This window comes from Tardiphaga sp. vice154 (assembly GCF_007018645.1).
GTDB lineage: Bacteria > Pseudomonadota > Alphaproteobacteria > Rhizobiales > Xanthobacteraceae > Tardiphaga.
This window is the reverse complement of the sequence record NZ_CP041399.1, coordinates 4,643,257-4,661,947: the sequence shown is the minus strand read 5'-3', so window position 1 is coordinate 4,661,947 and position 18,691 is coordinate 4,643,257. Positions and strand designations below refer to the sequence as shown.

Genomic DNA, 18,691 nt, shown 5'->3' with positions numbered 1-18,691 from the left:
GCGTTTATACGGGTTGCCAGAGCGGGGGCAAACCGTTATCTCAATTTCGCTGCCTTAGCAGCCGCGAACGCGCGATTCCGAGACAACGCGGCCGATCAACGGCCCACCACCGCCTTACGGCGCGGAGCCTGACTGACGATGGACTCCTTTGAACTCAACAAGATCATCGGTGCCATTCTGGGCACCTGCCTGCTGCTGATGGCGACCAGCATCACGGCAGACGCGATTTTTTCCCCCAAGAAAATAGAAAAGCCCGGTTACGACATCGCGGTAAAGGAAGAGGCGGCCGGCGGCGCCAAGGCGGCCGCCGCGGGGCCCTCCGAACCGATCGAGAAGCTGCTGCAGACCGCCTCGGTCGAAAAGGGCATGGGCGCGGCCAAGAAGTGCGCCGCCTGCCACACCTTCGAAAAGGGCGCCCCGAACCGCGTCGGTCCGAATCTGTTCGGCACCGTCAACGAGAAGATCGGCACCGCCAAGGGCGGCTTCAACTTCTCGGCTGCCATGAAGGGCAAGGGCGGCGAGTGGACCTTCGATGCGCTCAACAAGTTCCTCACCAGTCCGAAGGCCTATATTCCGGGCACCGCGATGGGCTTCGCCGGCATCGCCAAGGACAGCGAGCGCGCCGACGTGATCGCCTATCTGGCTTCGCTGGCCGACACCCCGGTGCCGCTGCCGACGGCCGCGAAGTAAACAAGCCCGCAAAAAGCATCCATTGGAACGAACGGCCAGGCTCAGCCTGGCCGTTTTCGTTTTGCCTTACGAAAGCTTAAGCGGGACGTTTGGCCGCAATGGGCTAGGATGCGGGGATGGTATCCTCAGGGAAACCCGGCATAATCGGTCGAATCCTCGCCTTATATGTCCGCTCTACTCGACGCTTCGGTTCACAGGAATTCAGCATCTTGCCCATGGCCTTCTCCCGACGACGTCTGCTGCAGACCAGCGCCTTTGCCGCCCTCGTCCCCATGCTCGGTGCGGCGCCTGCGCTTGCGCAAGCCGCGGTCCCCGAGGCGGAATGGCGCCACGCTTTATCGCTGTTCGGCGAGATCAAATATCCGGCCGGCTTTCCGCGCTTCGATTACGTCAATCCGGAAGCCCCCAAGGGCGGCGTGGCGCGCCAGATCGCGCTCGGCACCTTCGACAATTTCAACATCGTCGTGTCCGGCGTGAAGGGCAACATCGCCGCCGCCGTCGGCCTGATCTACGAATCGCTGACGACGCCGTCGCTCGACGAGGTGTCCACCGAATACGGCCTGCTCGCCGAATCCGTCAGCCATCCCGCGGATTTTTCCTCGGCCACTTACCGCCTGCGCGCGCAGGCGAAATGGCACGACGGAAAGCCGGTGACGCCGGAAGACGTGATCTTTTCACTGGATTCCTTCAAGAAGCATCACCCGCAATATTCGGCCTATTACCGCCATGTGGTGAAGGCCGAGAAGCAGGGCGAGCGCGACGTCAAATTCACCTTCGACGGGCCGGGCAATCGCGAATTGCCGCAGATCGTCGGCCAGCTCCTGGTGCTGCCGAAGCACTGGTGGGAGGGCACCAATGCCTCCGGTGCCAAGCGCGACATTTCCGCGACCACACAGGAGCCGCCGCTCGGCAGCGCGGCCTACAAGATCAAGGAATTCGTCGCCGGCCGCTCGATCGTGGTCGAACGCGTCAAGGATTACTGGGCGCGCGACCTCAACGTGAATGTCGGCCGCCACAATTTCGATGAGCTGCGCTACGAATATTTCCGCGACGGCACCGTGGCGCTAGAAGCCTTCAAGGGCGACCAGGTCGACTGGCGCACCGAGAACAGCGCCAAGAACTGGGCGACGGCCTACGACTTCCCGGCGGTCACCGACAAGCGCGTCGTGCTCGAGGAATTCCTCAACCGCTCGTCCGGCGTCATGCAGGGCTTTGCCATGAACCTGCGCCGCGACAAGTTCAAGGACCCGCGCGTCCGCCGCGCGCTGAACTATGCGTTCGATTTCGAGGAGATGAACAAGCAGATCTTCTTCAACCAGTACAAGCGCATCGGCAGCTATTTCGAGGGTACCGAGTTGGCGTCGTCCGGCCTGCCGGAAGGCCGCGAACTGGAGATACTGGAGATCGTGCGCGCCGAGGTGCCGGCGGAAGTGTTCACCAAGCCCTACAGCAATCCCGTCGGTGGCAGTCCCGAGGCGGTGCGCGAGAATTTGCGTGAGGCGTTGAAGCTCTTCAAGGAAGCCGGCTTTGAGGTGCGCGAGCGCAAGCTGGTCAATGCCAAGACCGGCGTGCCGTTCGAACTCGAACTGCTCGGCGAGGATCCCAACTCCGAGCGCATCATGCTGTTCTTCAAGCCGTCGCTGGAACGGCTCGGTATCGGCGTCTCGGTTCGCACCATCGACTCCACGCAATATGAAAACCGGCTGCGCAGCTGGGATTTCGACATCGTCGGCTCGATCTGGCCGGAGTCGCTTTCGCCGGGCAACGAGCAGCGCGAATTCTGGGGCTCGCAGGCCGCCGACATGGCGGGATCGCGCAACGTCGTCGGCATCAAGAACCCGGCGATCGACAAATTGATCGACCGCGTGATCTTCACCAAGGACCGCGCCGATCTGATTGCGGCCACCAAGGCGCTGGATCGCGTGCTGTTGTGGAATCACTACGTCGTGCCGCAGTTCACCTACAACAAGGTCCGTACCGCGCGCTGGGATCGGTTCGGCCGTCCCGCCGAGCCGCCGAAATACGGCCAGTCCGGCTTTCCGGCTATCTGGTGGTACGACGCCGAGCGCGCCGCCAAGAGCAAGCGGTCTTGAGCGACATCTCTCGACAGCGTGGTCTGAACCGCCGCCATGTGCTTGGTCTGGGGCTCGGCGCCGTCGCCGCCACACATTTCTCGCCGGCGCAAGCGCAAGACGAGACGCCGATGCACGGCATCTCGGCGTTCGGCGATCTGAAATACCCGGCCGATTTTCCGAACTTCGACTATGTAAATGTCAAGGCGCCGAAGGGTGGGGTGTTCTCGACGGTGCCGTCGACCCGCGCCTTCAACCAGTCGTTCTCGACCTTTAATTCGCTCAACGCCTATATTCTCAAGGGCGACGGCGCGCAGGGCATGGGCATGACTTTCTCGCCGCTGATGCTCCGCGCCGCGGACGAGCCCGATGCGATGTACGGGCTGGTGGCGAAGTCCGTGCAGATTTCCGGCGATGGCCTAACCTACACATTCAAGCTGCGCCCGGAGGCGCGTTTCCACGACGGCAGCCAACTCACCGCGCGCGACGCGGCGTACTCGCTGACCACGCTGAAAAGCAAGGGCCATCCGCTGATCAGCCAGCAGTTGCGCGACATGGCCCGGGCCGAAGCGACCGACGATGCCACGCTGGTCGTCACCTTTGCGGAAAAGCGCGGCCGCGACGTGCCGCTGCTGGTCGCCGGCCTGCCGATCTTCTCGCAAGCCTATTATGCGGCGCGCCCGTTCGATGAATCCTCGCTCGACATTCCGCTCGGCAACGGCCCCTACAAGGTCGGTCGCTTCGAGGTCGGGCGCTACATCGAACTCGACCGCGTCAAGGACTGGTGGGGCGCCGACCTGCCGGTCAGCCGCGGCTTCTATAATTTCGATACGGTGCGCTTCGATTTCTATCGCGACCGTGACGTCGCCTTCGAAGGCTTCACCGGCCGCAACTACCTGTTTCGCGAGGAATTCACGTCGCGGACCTGGAACACACGCTACGATTTCCCGGCCGTGCTCGACGGCCGCGTCAAGCGCGAGACGCTGCCGGACGACACGCCGTCCGGGGCGCAGGGCTGGTTTCTGAATACGCGACGCGAAAAATTCAAGGACCCGCGCGTGCGCGAGGCGCTGGGCAATGCCTTCGACTTCGAGTGGACCAACAAGTCGATCATGTACGGCGCCTATCAGCGCACGGTCTCGCCATTCCAGAATTCCGACATGATGGCCTCCGGCCCGCCGTCGCCGGAAGAACTCGCTTTGCTCGAGCCTTTTCGAGGTCAGGTGCCGGCCGAAGTGTTCGCCACGCCCTATGTGCCGCCGACCTCCGACGGCTCCGGCCAGGACCGCACGCTGCTGCGCCGTGCGATCCAGTTGCTCAACGATTCCGGCTGCGTCATCAAGGACGGCAAGCGCCTGACCGCGCAGGGCGAGCCGTTCAAGGTCGAGTTCCTGCTCGACGAGCCGACCTTCCAGCCGCACCACATGCCCTACATCAAGAATTTAGGCACTCTCGGCATTGAGGCGACATTGCGGGTCGTCGATCCCGTACAGGCCCGCGCCCGACGTGACGATTTCGACTTCGACCTCATGATCGAGCGCTTCAGCTTCTCCACGGTGCCCGGCGATTCCCTGCGTTCGTTCTTCTCGATGCAGTCGGCTACCACCAGGGGCTCCAACAATCTTGCCGGGATTTCCGACCCGGTCGTCGATGCGCTGATGAACGAGGTGATCGCCGCCGATACGCGGGCGAAGCTGGTCTTCGCGGCGCGCGCGCTCGACCGCGTGGTTCGCGCCGGGCGCTACTGGGTGCCGCAATGGTATTCCGGCGCGCACCGGCTGGCCTATTGGGACGTATTCGGTCATCCTGCCAACCTGCCGAAATATATCGGCGTCGGCGCCCCCGATCTGTGGTGGGCCTCGAAGCCCGCGAGCGAACAGGCCAGATAGACCATGACCGCCTATATCGCCCGCCGCGTCCTGCTGATGTTTCCCACGCTGTTGGGCATCCTGTTCGTGTCCTTCGTCGTGGTGCAGTTTGCCCCGGGCGGTCCCGTCGAGCGCGTCATCGCGCAACTCTCGGGCGCCGACACCGGCGCGTCGCGCGTCTCCGGCTCCTCGGGTGGCGATTTCGGCAATCGCGGCCAGGCTGGCGCGGCCGGCGATGCGGTGAATTCGAAGTACCGCGGCGCGCAGGGGCTCGACCCGGATTTCGTGAAAAGCCTGGAGAAGCAGTTCGGCTTTGACAAGCCCGCTTACGAACGCTTCGCGCTGATGCTGTGGAATTTCGCCCGCTTCGATTTCGGCAAGAGCTATTTTCGCGACACCTCTGTGCTGCAACTAATCAAGGAAAAACTGCCGGTCTCGATGTCCTTGGGCATCTGGATGATGCTCTTGACCTATCTGATCTCGATTCCGCTCGGGATCCGCAAGGCGGTGAAGGACGGGTCGCGCTTCGACACCTGGACCTCGGCCGTGATCATCGTCGGCTTCGCAATCCCCGGCTTTCTATTTGCGATCCTCTTGATCATCCTGTTCTCCGGCGGCTCATTCTGGAGCATCTTTCCATTGCGCGGGCTGACGTCGGACGGCTGGGACCAGTTCCCGTGGTACTGGAAGATCATCGACTATTTCTGGCACATGACGCTGCCGCTGATCTCGATGGTGCTCGGCGCCTTCGCCACCATGACGCTGCTGACCAAGAACTCGTTCCTCGACGAGATCCGCAAGCAATATGTCATGACCGCGCGCGCCAAGGGCTGCAACGAGCGCCAAGTGCTCTACAATCACATTTTTCGAAACGCGATGCTGATCGTGATTGCCGGCTTTCCCGGCGCTTTCATCCACGCCTTCTTCTCCGGCTCGCTGCTGATCGAGACCATCTTCTCGCTCGATGGACTGGGCCTGCTCGGCTTCGAGAGTGTGCTGAACCGCGACTATCCGGTGGTGTTCGGCACGCTGTTCATCTTCTCGCTGGTCGGCCTCGTCGTGAACCTGTTGTCCGACCTGGCCTATATGTGGATCGATCCGCGGATCGACTTTGAGGCGCGGGAAGTCTGATGACCATCACCGCACCCGCCGTCGAAACCACCACGCAGACCCCGCTCGGCGAAGCCGTGCCGCCGTCGCGCCGGCCGCTCGGCATCTCGCCGCTGAACCAGCGTCGCTGGCAGAACTTCAAGGCCAACCGCCGCGGCTACTGGTCGCTGTGGCTGTTTGCGATCCTGTTCTTCGTCTCGCTGTTCGCCGAAGTCATCGCCAACGACCGGCCGTATTTCATCCGGTTCGACGGCAAATCATATTTCCCGGCCTTCGTCAGCTATTCCGAAACCACCTTCGGCGGCGACTTCGAAACCGCCGCCGACTATCGCGATCCGTTTCTGCAGAAGCTGATCGCGGAGAAGAACGGCACCATCCTCTGGCCGTTGATCCGCTATTCCTACGATACCCATAATCTCGATTTGCCGACGCCGGCGCCGTCGAAGCCGACCTGGATGCTGACCGAGGCACAGTGCAAGCCGGTGGTCGAGAAGAAGGGGCTCAAGAGCTGCCGCGATCTCGAATACAACTGGCTCGGTACCGACGACCAGGGCCGCGACGTGGTGGCGCGGCTGATCTACGGCTTCCGCATCTCGGTGTTGTTCGGCCTGGCGCTGACCATCATCTCCTCGGCGATCGGCATCGCCGCCGGCGGCGTTCAGGGCTATTTCGGCGGCTGGGTCGATCTCGGATTCCAGCGCTTCATCGAGGTGTGGAGCGCGATCCCGTCGCTTTATCTGCTGCTGATCCTTTCCTCGGTGCTGGTGCCCGGCTTCTTCGTGCTGCTCGGGATTCTGCTGCTGTTCTCCTGGGTCTCGCTGGTCGGCCTTGTGCGCGCCGAATTCCTGCGCGGCCGCAACTTCGAGTACATCATGGCCGCGCGGGCGCTCGGCGTCTCCAACGCGAAAATCATGATCCGGCATCTGTTGCCCAACGCCATGGTCGCGACCATGACCTTCCTGCCATTCATCGTCTCGTCCTCGGTGATGACGCTGACCGCGCTCGACTTCCTCGGCTTCGGCCTGCCGCCCGGTTCGCCGTCGCTCGGCGAGTTGCTCTCGCAGGGCAAGGCCAACGTGCAGGCGCCCTGGCTCGGCTTCACCGGCTTCTTCGCGGTGGCGATCATGCTGTCGCTGCTGATCTTCATCGGCGAAGGCGTGCGGGATGCGTTCGATCCCCGCAAGACGTTTCGGTGAGGCTATGGTAGGTTTCGGGGCTAACGAGGTGGACCATGAACAGAATAGTTCGCGAGCATTATCCAGCTTCGAAACTCCCTGACGACTTGCGGGGCAATGTCGATATTTCATCCACAGTTACCGTGACGATCGTCGAGGAAGAAAATCCGCAAAAAAAGGTGCTGAGTTTAGAAGATATCTGGGCGCTGCGAGCTCCGCCATTCCGGACAGCTCAGGAAATCGATGATGACTTGCGTCGGGATCGAGATCGATGGGATGACTGATCAACAGCGCAGGCGACGGATTTATTTCGATTCGAACGCTTTCATCTATGCGATAGAGAGCGTCGATGACGTCGCAACCGTGCTTCACTCGCTTTTTGGCGCTTTAAGAAAGCAAGGTACGTCAGCTTGCACCAGTGAGTTCACATTGGCCGAGATTCTGCCGAAGGCTAACTCGGCCCAGCGTCGGAGCTATTTCACTTTGATTCTGCATAGTGGCCTCTTCGATCTAGTGCCTGTGACGCGGGATATTCTGATTGAGACTGCGGAGTACAGAAAATTCCTGTTGCGGCCAAATTTCGATACGAAGCAGTCTATGCCCAAGCTTCCTGATGCGATTCACGTAGTGACGGCCGTCAAGGCCGGGTGCGACACATTTGTTTCGTTTGATCGCGGTCTGAAGCTTCCTGTCGGAATAGACAGGGTGGGGCGAGAAGACGACGGTCTGCTTAAATTGGTTCAGGAACTTTCTTAATGGACGCCATCAACCAGCCATTGCTCGACGTCCGCGATCTCTCGGTCGCGTTCCACCATGGCAGCGGCACGTCCGTTGCGGTCGATCATGTCTCGTTCTCGATCAAGCGTGGCGAGTGCGTGGCTTTGGTTGGCGAGTCGGGCTCGGGAAAATCGGTCAGCGCGCTGTCGATCCTGCGGCTGCTGCCCTATCCGACCGCGTCGCATCCCTCCGGCCAGATCCGCTTCAAGGGCCACGAACTGCTGGGCATGTCGGAGAACGAGATTCGCGGCATTCGCGGCAACGACATCTCGATCATCTTCCAGGAGCCGATGACCTCGCTCAATCCGCTGCATACTATCGGTGCGCAGATCGGCGAGATCCTGCAACTGCACAGCGGCATGCGCGGCACCAAAGCGCGCGAGCGCACGCTCGAATTGCTGACCCAGGTCGGCATTCCCGAACCGGAAACCCGGCTCGCCTCCTATCCGCATCAATTGTCCGGCGGTCAGCGCCAGCGCGTGATGATCGCGATGGCGCTGGCCAACGAGCCAGATCTGCTGATCGCCGACGAGCCGACCACCGCGCTCGACGTCACCGTGCAGGCGCAGATCCTCACATTGCTGGCCGATATCCGCGCGCGGCTCGGCATGAGCCTGTTGTTCATCACCCATGATCTCGGCATCGTCCGCCGCATCGCCGACGTGGTCTGCGTCATGAACAATGGCAAGATCGTCGAGCAGGGCCCGGTCGAGCAGGTCTTCACCACGCCGCAGCATGCCTATACGCGCGCGCTGCTCGCCGCCGAGCCGAAGCCGGACCCGGCGCCGCCGCGGCCGGACCAGCCGGTGGTGATGGCGACCGATGATCTGAAAGTCTGGTTTCCGATCAAGCGCGGGCTGCTGCGCAAGACGGTCGGCCACATCAAGGCGGTCGACGGCGTGACGCTCGCGGTCCGCCGCGGCGAGACGCTCGGCGTGGTCGGCGAATCCGGCTCCGGCAAGACCACGCTCGGCCTGGCGCTGCTGCGGCTGATCTCGTCGGACGGCCCGATCGTGTTTCTCGGCCGTGACATCCAGGGCTTGCAGTTCAAGGCGATGCGGCCGATCCGCCGTGACATGCAGATCGTGTTTCAGGATCCGTTCGGTGCACTCAGTCCGCGGATGTCGGTCGGCGACATCGTCGCCGAAGGCCTCAGCGTGCACCAGCCGCAATTGTCCGACGACGAGCGCGAGGCGCGCGTCGTCAAGGCGCTGGTCGACGTCGGGCTCGATCCGAAGACGCGATTTCGCTATCCGCATGAATTCTCCGGCGGCCAGCGCCAGCGCATCTCGATTGCGCGAGCGGCGGTACTGGAGCCGAGCTTCGTCGTGCTCGACGAGCCGACCAGCGCGCTCGACATGCTGTTCCAGGCGCAGATGGTCGATCTGTTGCGCGAACTGCAGCGCAAGCGAGACCTCACCTATCTGTTCATCTCGCATGATCTGCGCGTCGTTGCCTCGCTCGCCAGCCATCTGATCGTGATGCGGCAGGGCAAGGTGGTGGAGGAGGGGCCGGCTTCGGAGTTGTTCAAGAACCCGAAGACCGACTACACCCGCGCGCTGTTTGCCGCTGCGTTCCGGATCGAAGCCACGCCGGGCCCGGCCGCCGCATGAAAAATCCCGGCGTTGACGCGATCGCAGATCAGGTCGCCGAGGTGACGCTGTCGGAGCCGACCTCGATCGGTCGCGGCTACATGCGCTATGAACGCTTCGAGATCGCCCTACCGCGGGACGGCGAGGACGCCTTGAAGCAGAAGCGTGACGTCATTCGCGCCGGCCGCGTTGCGGCCGTGCTGCCGATCGACATCGTCCGCGGCGAGATCGTGCTGATCCGCCAGTTCCGGTTGCCCGCGCATCTGGCGACGGGACGGGGCAATATGGTCGAGATCGTCGCCGGCCGCGTCGATGGCGAAGAGAGTGCGATGGCTGCCGCGTCGCGTGAATGCTTCGAGGAGATCGGCGTGACGCCGGACCGCCTGATCGAGCTCTACAGCGTGTTGCCGACGCCGGGGTTTACCGATGAGTACGTCACGTTCTTCCTCGGCTTTGTCGACCCGTCGAAGGTGCTGAACCGCGGCGGCCTGGCCGATGAGACCGAGGATACCCATCCCTTCGTGGTCTCGATCGATGCTGCTATCGCCGCGATCGACGAGGGGGCGGTGTTCAACGGTCTGATGGTCAGCGCGCTGCAATGGCTCGCGCTACACCGTGACCGGCTGCAGGAATTTCACGACCGGGCGACGCCTATAGGCGCTTGATGCTGGTCACCGTGCTGCCGGCCGCGGCAATGCGTGCGATCGAATCCTTCGTGTTCTCGATCGCGGTTGCCATGTGATGCGCATTGGCATGCACAATGGTGGCGGCATCACGCACGATGGCGACGTGGCCTTTCCAGAACACCAGGTCACCGCGCTGCAAGTTCTGCATCTCCACCGCCGACAGCGTGCGACCGAGCCCGCTCTCCTGCATGTCGCTGTCGCGCGGGCAACCGGTGCCGGCGGCCGTCAGCGCCACCTGCACCAGGCCGGAACAGTCGATGCCAAGGCTGCTTTTGCCGCCCCACAGATAGGGCGTGCCGACGAAGCGCTCGGCTACCGCCACGAAGTCGGTCTCCATCGCGTCGATCTCGGCAACATGCGACTTCGGGATGCAATGGCCTTCGCTGGTGACCGCGAATGCCCCGTGAAACTTCACCACGACGATGCGCCCGCCCATCGGCAGCGTATCGACCGGTGGCAGCTTGATCGACGGGCCGGGAAACGCGAAGCTGCGCAGCGCAATTACCTTGTGCGTCACCGCCGGGCCTGGGCGATACAGCGCAAGATCGGGCAGCCAGCCGACATAGCCGTCGCTGTGCAACTGCCCCCACGCCCAGCCTTCGCTGGTGCGATCATAGACCGTGACGCGCTCGCCCTTCAGCGCCTGCGTGTCCAGCGCCGCGCCAGAGAACGGTTCGCGGCGCACCGGCGCAACGCCGTCCATCACCTCGAATTCCTCGCCCTCGACGAAGCGCGCGGCCTCGACCTTGCCCTCGAGATATTTGGCGGCGAGGTCGGGCCGCAGCGGAGTGACGCGTGGATCATGCATAGCGTTGGCTTAGCAAAGCGTAGATCGCGCGCGCGGCCTGGCATTCGCCGCCTTCCGGGCGGGCGGGCTTCGCCGATGGCGTCCAGCCGTAGATGTCGACATGCAGCCAGGTCGTCGTCGGTTCGACGAACCGCTGCAGGAACAGCGCGCAGGTGATCGAGCCGGCGAAACCGCCGGACGGCGCGTTGTTGATGTCGGCGGTTTTCGAATCCAGCCAGGCATCATAGGGCGCCCACAGCGGCAGCCGCCACAGCGGATCGTTCTGCGCGGTCGCACAGCGCGCGACATCGAGTGCCAGCGCCTCGTCGTCGGTGTAGTAGGGCGGCAGGTCCGGCCCGAGCGCGACGCGGGCAGCACCCGTCAGCGTGCCCAGATCGATCAGCAGCTCGGGCTTGTCCTCGTCGGCATAGGCCAGCGCATCGGCGAGCACGAGCCGGCCTTCGGCGTCGGTGTTGCCGATCTCCACCGTCGGTCCCTTGCGCGACTTGAAGATGTCGAGCGGCCGGAAGGCAGTGCCGGCCACCGCGTTTTCCACCGCCGGGATCAGCACGCGCAGCCGCACCTTTAGCCCGGCATCCATCACCATCAGGGCCAGTGCCAGCACATTGGCCGCGCCGCCCATGTCCTTCTTCATGATGAGCATGCCGGAGGACGGCTTGAGATCGAGCCCGCCGGTGTCGAAGCAGACGCCCTTGCCGACCAGCGTAATTTTTGGATGCGTGGGATCGCCCCAGGAGAAATCGATCAGCCGCGGCGCGCGCGGCGAGGCCATGCCGACCGCGTGGATCAGCGGAAATCCCTTCGCCAGTTCATCGCCGGCGATGCAATTGAACGCGGCGCCGAACCGCGTCGCCAGTGTCCTGGCGGCGTCTTCCAGCTCGGCCGGTCCCATGTCGTTGGACGGCGTATTGATCAGGTCGCGCGCAAGCCGGGCGGCTTCCGCGACCCGGCCGATGTCCGCCATGTCGATGCCATCCGGCGGCACCAGCCTGACCTTCGGCGCCTCGTTGCTGCGATAACGGCTGAAACGGTAGCAGCCCAGCGCGAAGGCCAGCACGGCCAGGCGCAGGTCGTGCGGGGCGTTGGCGAAATGATACAGCCCCGGCGGCAGCAGGCCGGGCAATTGACCGGGCCGGAACAGGTCGCGCGGCTTGCCGTCGTCCTCCAGCCCGAACAACACCTGCGCGATCGAGCCGTCGGCGGCCGGCAGCGGCAGGCAGGCGCCGGGCTTGGCGGCGAAGCCGTGGGCCGCAGCGAACGCCTGCGCGGGCGCCGGCAGCGCGGCCGAGATCGCCAGCCAATTGCTCTTGGTGACGAAGGTGATGGCCGTGGACGGCGCGCCGGAGGCGGCCTCGAAGACGGAATGCATAAGGGGGTCTCGCGAAGGGCAGGGGCGGATTAACCAGCCATTAGGGTTAACACATTATTTCTGAAGCCGGTCGGCGGCTGTGTCTGCCGCGTTAAGTGAGTCACCGTGCCATGCGTCAGCCCATTTGTCTTGCCCGGCTTGTTGCGAGCGCCGCCGTGACGATGATTCTGGCGGTCGGCCTTGCCGGCTGCAAGACTGCGGGGTCGGACATCACCGGTTCCATCGGCAGCCGGGTCGAAGCCCCGGTGGAAGCCGATCCGGTCCGGGGCGCCGACATCTATGGCGAGCGTTTTCGCGCCAATCCCAAGGATGCCGACGCCGCGCTGCGCTATGGCCAGGCACTGCGCGCCAATGGTCAGCGCGCCCAGGCCGTCGCCGTGTTCGAACAGGCCAGCCTGCAGAACCCAAGCAATAAGGCGCTGCTCGCCGGCTATGGCCGCGCGCTCGCCGATACCGGCGCGTTCCAGCGCGCCTTTGACGTTCTCGCCAGTGCCCACACGCCGGCCAATCCGGACTGGCGCATTCTCTCGGTGCAGGGCGCCGTGCTCGACCAGATGGGCCGTCACGACGAAGCCCGCGGCTATTACGACAGCGCGCTGAAGATCCGCCCCGAGGATCCCTCGGTGCTGTCCAATCTCGGGCTGTCCTACATGCTGTCGAAGGATCTGCCGCGCGCCGAATCGACGCTGCGCCGCGCCTATGGCAGCGGCTCTGCCGATCCACGAGTCCGCCAGAATCTCGGCCTTGTCGTCGGCCTGCAGGGGCGCTTTGCGGAAGCCGAGACTATCGTGAAGTCCGATCTCCCGCCGGAAGAAGCCGCCGCCAACGTCGCCTATCTGCGCCAGATGATCAGCCGCAAGGACACGCCGCGCGGCCGGCCGGGTCTGGAAGAGACGCTGGGGCGGTCGTAGGCATCTTCTAGGACGCGCTCTTCTTCTTTCCTTCTCCCCTTGTGGGAGAAGGTGGCGCGGACGAAGTCCGCGTCGGATGAGGGGGCGAAGCGCAACACTACCCCTCATCCGGCCGCGCTGCGCGCGTCCACCTTCTCCCACAAGGGGAGAAGGAAGACATCACTGTATCGCGGCGATCTTGATGCCGGTCGGTCCGAGAATGACGATGAACAGCACCGGCAGGAAGAACAGGATCATCGGTACCGTCAGCTTCGGCGGCAGAGCGGCGGCCTTCTTCTCGGCCTCGTTCATACGCATGTCCCGGTTCTCCTGCGCCATCACGCGCAGGCTCTGGCCGAGTGGCGTGCCATAGCGTTCGGACTGCTGCAGCGCCAGGCAGACCGACTTGACGCCCTCCAGCCCGGTGCGCCGGGCCAGGTTTTCGTAGGCCACCTTGCGGTCCTGCAGGTAGGATAGCTCAGCAGTGGTCAGCGTGAATTCCTCGGCGAGTGCTACCGATTGCGAGCCGATCTCGACCGCAACCTTGCGGAACGCGACCTCGATCGACATGCCGGATTCGATGCAGATCAGCAGCAGATCGAGCGCGTCCGGGAATGCCCGGCGGATCGAGAGCTGGCGCTTGCTGATGGCGTTCTTCAGGAAGATCATCGGCGCCTGCATGCCGAGATAGGTCGCCAGCAGGCACATGCCGATCTTGATCGGCATCGAATATTCCAGGTTCGACAGCACGAACACGTAGATCACCGAAAAGATGAGGAACACGATCGGCATCACGGCGCGGAAGAACAGGAACGTCACATAGGGCGCCTGGCCGCGATAGCCGGCCATCACCAGCTTGTCGAGCGCGGCTTCCTGCGCCAGCCATTTGCTGAGGTTGAAATCCGTCACCACCTTCGACACCAATTGCCGGGGCGATTGCCGCAATGACCCGCGATCGCTCTTGCTCAGCCGGTCGCGCTCGCGCTGGCGGATGCGCTCGCGCTCGCTGGCGACGGCCTTCATGCGCCTGGCAAGGCCGTTGCCGGCAAACAGCGGCGTGATCAGGCTGTAGGCGGTGCCGGCCACCGCGATGGCCGCCAGCAACAGCGTCATGAATTTGGGGTCGTGGATCTTGGCGATCAGAAAATCGAGCATGCGACACCATCAGAAATCGAAATTGATCATCTTCTTCATGACGAAGATTCCGCACGTCATCCATACCGCGCTGGCGGCCAGCAACAGCCGGCCGGTTGGGTCGGTCCACAACAGCGAGATGTAGTCCGGCGTCGAGAGATAGACGAGCAGCATCACGATCGGCGGCAGCGAACCGATGATGCCGGCGGAAGCCTTGGCCTCCATCGACATCGCCTGAATTTTTTCCGACATCTTCTTGCGATCGCGCAGCACCTTGGAGAGATTGCCGAGCGCTTCCGACAGATTGCCGCCGGACTTTTGCTGAATCGCCACCACGATGCCGAAGAAGTTGGCCTCCGGCACCGGCATGCGCTCGTACAAGCGTGCGCAGGCCTCGCCGAGCGGCATGCCGATCGTCTGGGTCTCGATGATGGCGTAGAATTCCGTGCGCAGCGGCTCGGGCGCGTCGGCGGCGACCACCTTGATGGAATCGAACAACGGCAGACCGGCCTTGATGCCGCGAACGATCACATCGACGGCGTCGGGCAGCGCCTTCAGAAAAGCCTTCTCGCGCCGCGTCTTGAGAAACGCCAGAACCCAGCGCGGCAGGCCGAAGCCGGCGGCAAAGCCGATACCTGCGGCTCCCAGCAGACCGCCGCCGCCCATCAGAACCGTCAGGAACGACGCGACGCCGAGGGCGCCGGAGATCGTCAGGAACTTCTGTTCGCTCCAGTCCAGCCCCGCTTGCGCGATGCGGATGCCAAGCGCGACCTTTTTCTCCTTCTGGCGGCGGGCCTCGACTTCCTTCATCGAGCCCTCGACCTGTTCGCGGCGCGAGCGCTGCGACTTGTCGGACTGGCGTTTCACCGGCTCGCGCCGCGAAACGGCGATACGGCGCTGCTCCATTTTGTTGGCGCCTGACAGCGAGGGATACAGAAACACCCAGGCCAGTCCGCCGACGGCGGTGAAGGCGAGGAAGGCCATCGCGAGCGCCTGCATGTTCATCGCGCGCTCCCTAGTTCATCACAGCGACTTCGGCGGCATCGAGCGCTGCCGCCAGTCGTTTCTCTTCGCCGTAATAGCGCGCACGGTCCCAGAACCGCGGCCGGCCGATGCCCGTGGAGCGGTGCTTGCCGAGAATGTTGCCGTTGGCGTCCTCGCCGGTCATGTCATAGATGAACAGGTCCTGGGTGATGATGGTATCGCCTTCCATCCCCATCACCTCGGTGATGTGGGTGATGCGGCGGGAGCCGTCGCGCAACCGCGCGGCCTGCACCACGACGTCGATCGAGGCACAGATCATCTCGCGGATGGTGCGCGACGGCAGCGAGAAGCCGCCCATCGTGATCATGGACTCGCAACGCGACAACGCCTCCCGCGGGTTGTTCGCGTGCAGCGTGCCCATCGAGCCGTCATGGCCGGTGTTCATCGCCTGCAGCAGATCGAAGGCCTCGGGTCCACGGACTTCGCCGACGATGATCCGTTCCGGGCGCATACGCAGGCAGTTGCGCACCAGTTCGCGCATCGTGACCTGGCCTTCGCCCTCGATGTTTGGCGGCCGGGTTTCGAGCCGCACCACATGCGGCTGCTGCAGCTGCAGTTCGGCGGCGTCCTCGCAGGTGATGATGCGCTCGTCGTCGTCGATATATTGCGTCAGGCAGTTCAGCAGCGTGGTCTTGCCGGAGCCGGTGCCGCCGGAGATCAGCACGTTGGCGCGGCAGCGGCCGATGATTTGCAGGATGGTGGCGCCTTCCGGCGAGATCGCGCCGAACTTGACCAGCTGGTCGAGCGTCAGCTTGTCCTTCTTGAATTTGCGGATGGTGAGCGCCGGCCCGTCGATCGCCAGCGGCGGCACGATGGCGTTGACGCGGCTGCCGTCGGCGAGGCGAGCGTCGCAGATCGGCGAGGATTCATCGACGCGGCGGCCGACTTGGCTGACGATGCGCTGGCAGATGTTGAGGAGCTGCTGGTTGTCGCGAAACCGGATACCGGTCTTCTGGATCCGACCGGCAACTTCGATGAACACGGTGCCGGCGCCGTTGACCATGATGTCCGAGATGTCATCACGCGACAGCAATGGTTCCAGCGGGCCGTAACCGAGCACGTCGTTGCAGATGTCGTCGAGCAGCTCTTCCTGCTCGGCGATCGACATCACGATGTTCTTGATCGCGATGATCTCGTTGACGATGTCGCGGATTTCCTCACGGGCCGATTCGCCGTCGAGCTTGGCAAGCTGCGCCAGATCGATCGCCTCGATCAGAGCGCCGAAGATCGTCGCCTTGACCTGGTAGTAGTTCTCCGACTTTCGGTCGGCGATGGTTGCAGCAGTCGTCGTGCGGGCCGGCGACAGCGGCGGCGACGAGACCGGCGGCGCGCTGACGCTGGGCGCGCTCGGGGCAAGCTCCATCGTGCTGGCGGGCTTGATGGCCCGGGGTTCTGTATCGCTTGCGCTACGCTTACCAAACACGACGACGCTCCTGGCGGTGTCTTACTTTGACCGCAACTTCTCGAGGAATGGCGACAGGAAAGAGCCGCGCGGCTTCTTGGTCTCGCCGCGGCCGGTCAACCGCTGCGCGATCTGCAGGAATATCTCGGTAGTGCGATGACCGCTGGCGATCTCGGCGATCATCTGCCCGTTGTTGGCCGCCAGGCCGAACATCTGCGGATCGAACGGGATCGAGGCGATCGGCGCCGTCTCGATCGCCTTGGCGAATTCGCTGGCAGTGATTTCCGGGCGCTTCGGCACGCCGACCTGGTTGAGGCAGTACACCGGCGCACGGTCATTGGGTCGCGCGGCCTTGATCAGGTCATACATGTTCTTGGCGTTACGCAGATTGGCGAGATCGGGAGCCGCGACGATCAGAATGTCGTCGGCGCCGATCAGCGCCCGCCTGGTCCAGCCCGACCATTGATGCGGCACGTCGAGCACGATGCAGGGCATCGTGGCGCGCAGCGTATCGAAGATCGAGTCGAACGCATCCGCGCCGAAATCATAGACCCGCTCCAGCGTCGCCGGCGCCGCCAGCAGGCTGAGATGGTCGGTGCATTTCGACAGCAGGCGGTCGATGAAGGCGGTATCGACGCGGTCCGGCGAGAACACCGCATCCGCGATGCCCTGCGGCGGATCCTGGTTGTAATCGAGCCCGGCGGTGCCGAAGGCCAGGTCGAGATCGGCAACGACGGAATCGAGCGCGAGGTCGCGCGCGATCGCCCAGGCGACATTGTGGGCGATGGTGGAGGCGCCGACGCCGCCCTTGGCGCCGACCACCGCGATGATGCGGCCGACCGCCTTGGCTTCCGGCGCCGAAAACAGCCCGCAGATCGAGCGCACGACGTCGATCGGCGCCACCGGCGCGATCACGTAGTCGCTGACGCCGCGGCGTACCAGTTCGCGGTACAGCGTGACGTCGTTGACCTTGCCGATCACCACGACGCGGGTGCCGGCGTCGCAGACCGAAGCGAGCTGGTCGAGGCCGGCGAGGATGTCGGTTTTCGGCTCGGTCTCGAGCACGATGACGTTGGGAGTCGGTGACGAGCGATAGGCCTCGGTGGCCGCGGCCATGCCGCCCATCTGGATCTTGAGATGCGCCTTGCCGAGCCGGCGGTCCTCGCCGGCGGCCTGCACGGCCGCGGCGGTTTCCGGAGTCTCGCAAAACGCTTGCACCGACACCCGGGGTGCCGGCGCGATGTGTTCTTCCGCCATCGGCGGTGTGGCAGCCGGATCTTCCCCGGCCTGGCGTGCGTAGCTGATCATTTGCCGATATCGCTCAGTTTGGCCTTGTCGCTTTCGGGATAGGTGATCGCCGTCGGGGTACCCTTGCGGTATTTCTCGAAGGCGGCGGTGCGCCGTGCCGTATAGGCCGGGCTTTCCGGTCGCGGCTGGATCAGGTCGGCGGGGTTATCGACCATCGCCGCCATGTTGCGCTGATAGGCGCAGCCAAAGTTGTGATAGGACCGATTCTCCAGGTAGCTCGGGTTCTTGATCGAGGGACCGAGATCCGCCGGCCAGGTGCCACATGGGCCGGCATCGGCCACGATGCGCGGATATTTCAGCCGGATGGTTGCGAACAGACGCGGATCCTCCGGATGGTACTGCCGCACGGTCACGCCGCCGGCGGGGAGGCCGACCTGGACGAGCAGCATCTGGATCTCCCGCAGCGACTCCTGCGCGGCGCGGGCGTTCGGCGTACCGACCGGCACTTCAGCAATGATGGCGCCGGTGCCGTCGGCGAGCCAGGTCTGGCCGAGCCCGATGACGTCGGCGCGCTGCGCCGAAGTCAGGCCGCCGCGCGTCGAGCCGACGAAGATCTCAGTGTTGCGGTTCGATTCCTGGATCACGATCGGATGCCGCAGCCGGTAATCCTCCGGCGCCAGTGCCAGACTGCCGGTCACTTCCGGTTGACGGGTCGTGTTACATGCGCCGAGCGCCAGAGCGAGGCCGGTCAAAGCGAGCGCCAGGCAGAGCCTTTTACGGAAGGCGGCGGGGTGTGTGGTGGTCATGATTCTGTCCTCGTCCCGCG

At 64.0% G+C, this 18,691-nt stretch carries 17 protein-coding genes; 10 read left to right on the top strand and 7 right to left on the bottom strand.

The features are described 5' to 3' along the window. Positions 1-138: 138 nt before the first annotated feature. The 9 genes from FIU28_RS21945 (at position 139) to FIU28_RS21905 (ending at position 9,949) form a co-directional block, all read left to right on the top strand. Positions 139-690: a c-type cytochrome gene (locus FIU28_RS21945; RefSeq protein WP_143575232.1), complete on the top strand. Its 552-nt coding sequence runs from the start codon at positions 139-141 to the stop codon at positions 688-690. Between the two features lie 215 nt (positions 691-905). Next, positions 906-2,783 carry an extracellular solute-binding protein gene (locus FIU28_RS21940; RefSeq protein WP_143576335.1) on the top strand — a complete coding sequence of 626 codons (1,878 nt, stop codon included), beginning with the start codon at positions 906-908 and terminating at the stop codon, positions 2,781-2,783. Continuing rightward, a complete protein-coding gene (locus FIU28_RS21935; RefSeq protein ID WP_246660768.1) occupies positions 2,780-4,651 on the top strand; it encodes an extracellular solute-binding protein in 1,872 nt (623 codons plus the stop codon). Before FIU28_RS21940 ends, FIU28_RS21935 begins: the two co-directional genes overlap by 4 nt. 3 nt (positions 4,652-4,654) lie before the next feature. After that, positions 4,655-5,761, top strand: a complete 1,107-nt coding sequence (locus tag FIU28_RS21930; protein ID WP_143575231.1) for a microcin C ABC transporter permease YejB — start codon at positions 4,655-4,657, stop codon at positions 5,759-5,761. Further along, positions 5,761-6,936: an ABC transporter permease gene (locus FIU28_RS21925; RefSeq protein WP_143575230.1), complete on the top strand. Its 1,176-nt coding sequence runs from the start codon at positions 5,761-5,763 to the stop codon at positions 6,934-6,936. The genes FIU28_RS21930 and FIU28_RS21925 overlap by 1 nt, the downstream gene beginning before the upstream one ends. Before the next feature lie 35 nt (positions 6,937-6,971). Further along, the gene (locus tag FIU28_RS21920) at positions 6,972-7,199 is read left to right on the top strand and encodes a hypothetical protein (protein ID WP_143575229.1); all 228 of its coding nucleotides are present in this window, start codon (positions 6,972-6,974) and stop codon (positions 7,197-7,199) included. Then, a complete protein-coding gene (locus tag FIU28_RS21915; protein ID WP_168203011.1) occupies positions 7,192-7,671 on the top strand; it encodes a type II toxin-antitoxin system VapC family toxin in 480 nt (159 codons plus the stop codon). The genes FIU28_RS21920 and FIU28_RS21915 overlap by 8 nt, the downstream gene beginning before the upstream one ends. Beyond that, positions 7,671-9,305 carry an ABC transporter ATP-binding protein gene (locus FIU28_RS21910; protein WP_143575227.1) on the top strand — a complete coding sequence of 545 codons (1,635 nt, stop codon included), beginning with the start codon at positions 7,671-7,673 and terminating at the stop codon, positions 9,303-9,305. Before FIU28_RS21915 ends, FIU28_RS21910 begins: the two co-directional genes overlap by 1 nt. Further along, entirely contained in the window at positions 9,302-9,949 is a 648-nt protein-coding gene (locus FIU28_RS21905; RefSeq protein WP_143575226.1) for an NUDIX domain-containing protein, read from the top strand. The genes FIU28_RS21910 and FIU28_RS21905 overlap by 4 nt, the downstream gene beginning before the upstream one ends. Here FIU28_RS21905 and FIU28_RS21900 read toward each other — a convergent pair. Both FIU28_RS21900 and FIU28_RS21895 read right to left on the bottom strand, forming a co-directional pair. Further along, on the bottom strand, positions 9,936-10,778 hold the full coding sequence (locus FIU28_RS21900; protein WP_143575225.1) for a C40 family peptidase: 843 nt from the start codon (positions 10,776-10,778) through the stop codon (positions 9,936-9,938). The genes FIU28_RS21905 and FIU28_RS21900 overlap by 14 nt on opposite strands. Further along, positions 10,771-12,147 (bottom strand): leucyl aminopeptidase family protein, encoded by a 1,377-nt coding sequence (locus FIU28_RS21895; protein ID WP_143575224.1) that lies wholly within the window; start codon positions 12,145-12,147, stop codon positions 10,771-10,773. Before FIU28_RS21895 ends, FIU28_RS21900 begins: the two co-directional genes overlap by 8 nt. Positions 12,148-12,257: 110 nt before the next feature. On the opposite strand from FIU28_RS21895, the gene FIU28_RS21890 reads away from it, so the two are divergent. Then, positions 12,258-13,058 (top strand): tetratricopeptide repeat protein, encoded by an 801-nt coding sequence (locus FIU28_RS21890; protein ID WP_143575223.1) that lies wholly within the window; start codon positions 12,258-12,260, stop codon positions 13,056-13,058. A gap of 159 nt (positions 13,059-13,217) precedes the next feature. On the opposite strand, the gene FIU28_RS21885 is transcribed toward FIU28_RS21890, so the two are convergent. Genes FIU28_RS21885 through FIU28_RS21865 form a run of 5 tightly spaced genes read right to left on the bottom strand, consistent with a single transcriptional unit; the run spans position 13,218 to position 18,671 of the window. Then, positions 13,218-14,192, bottom strand: coding sequence for a type II secretion system F family protein (locus tag FIU28_RS21885; RefSeq protein ID WP_143575222.1), 975 nt, complete (start codon positions 14,190-14,192; stop codon positions 13,218-13,220). Positions 14,193-14,201: 9 nt separating this feature from the next. Continuing rightward, positions 14,202-15,176 (bottom strand): type II secretion system F family protein, encoded by a 975-nt coding sequence (locus tag FIU28_RS21880; RefSeq protein WP_143575221.1) that lies wholly within the window; start codon positions 15,174-15,176, stop codon positions 14,202-14,204. Positions 15,177-15,186: 10 nt separating this feature from the next. Beyond that, positions 15,187-16,638: a CpaF family protein gene (locus tag FIU28_RS21875; RefSeq protein WP_143575220.1), complete on the bottom strand. Its 1,452-nt coding sequence runs from the start codon at positions 16,636-16,638 to the stop codon at positions 15,187-15,189. Positions 16,639-16,659: 21 nt separating this feature from the next. Next, positions 16,660-17,925, bottom strand: coding sequence for an AAA family ATPase (locus tag FIU28_RS21870; protein ID WP_143575219.1), 1,266 nt, complete (start codon positions 17,923-17,925; stop codon positions 16,660-16,662). Continuing rightward, positions 17,922-18,671 carry a CpaD family pilus assembly protein gene (locus FIU28_RS21865; protein ID WP_143575218.1) on the bottom strand — a complete coding sequence of 250 codons (750 nt, stop codon included), beginning with the start codon at positions 18,669-18,671 and terminating at the stop codon, positions 17,922-17,924. The genes FIU28_RS21870 and FIU28_RS21865 overlap by 4 nt, the downstream gene beginning before the upstream one ends. Between the last annotated feature and the right edge of the window lie 20 nt (positions 18,672-18,691).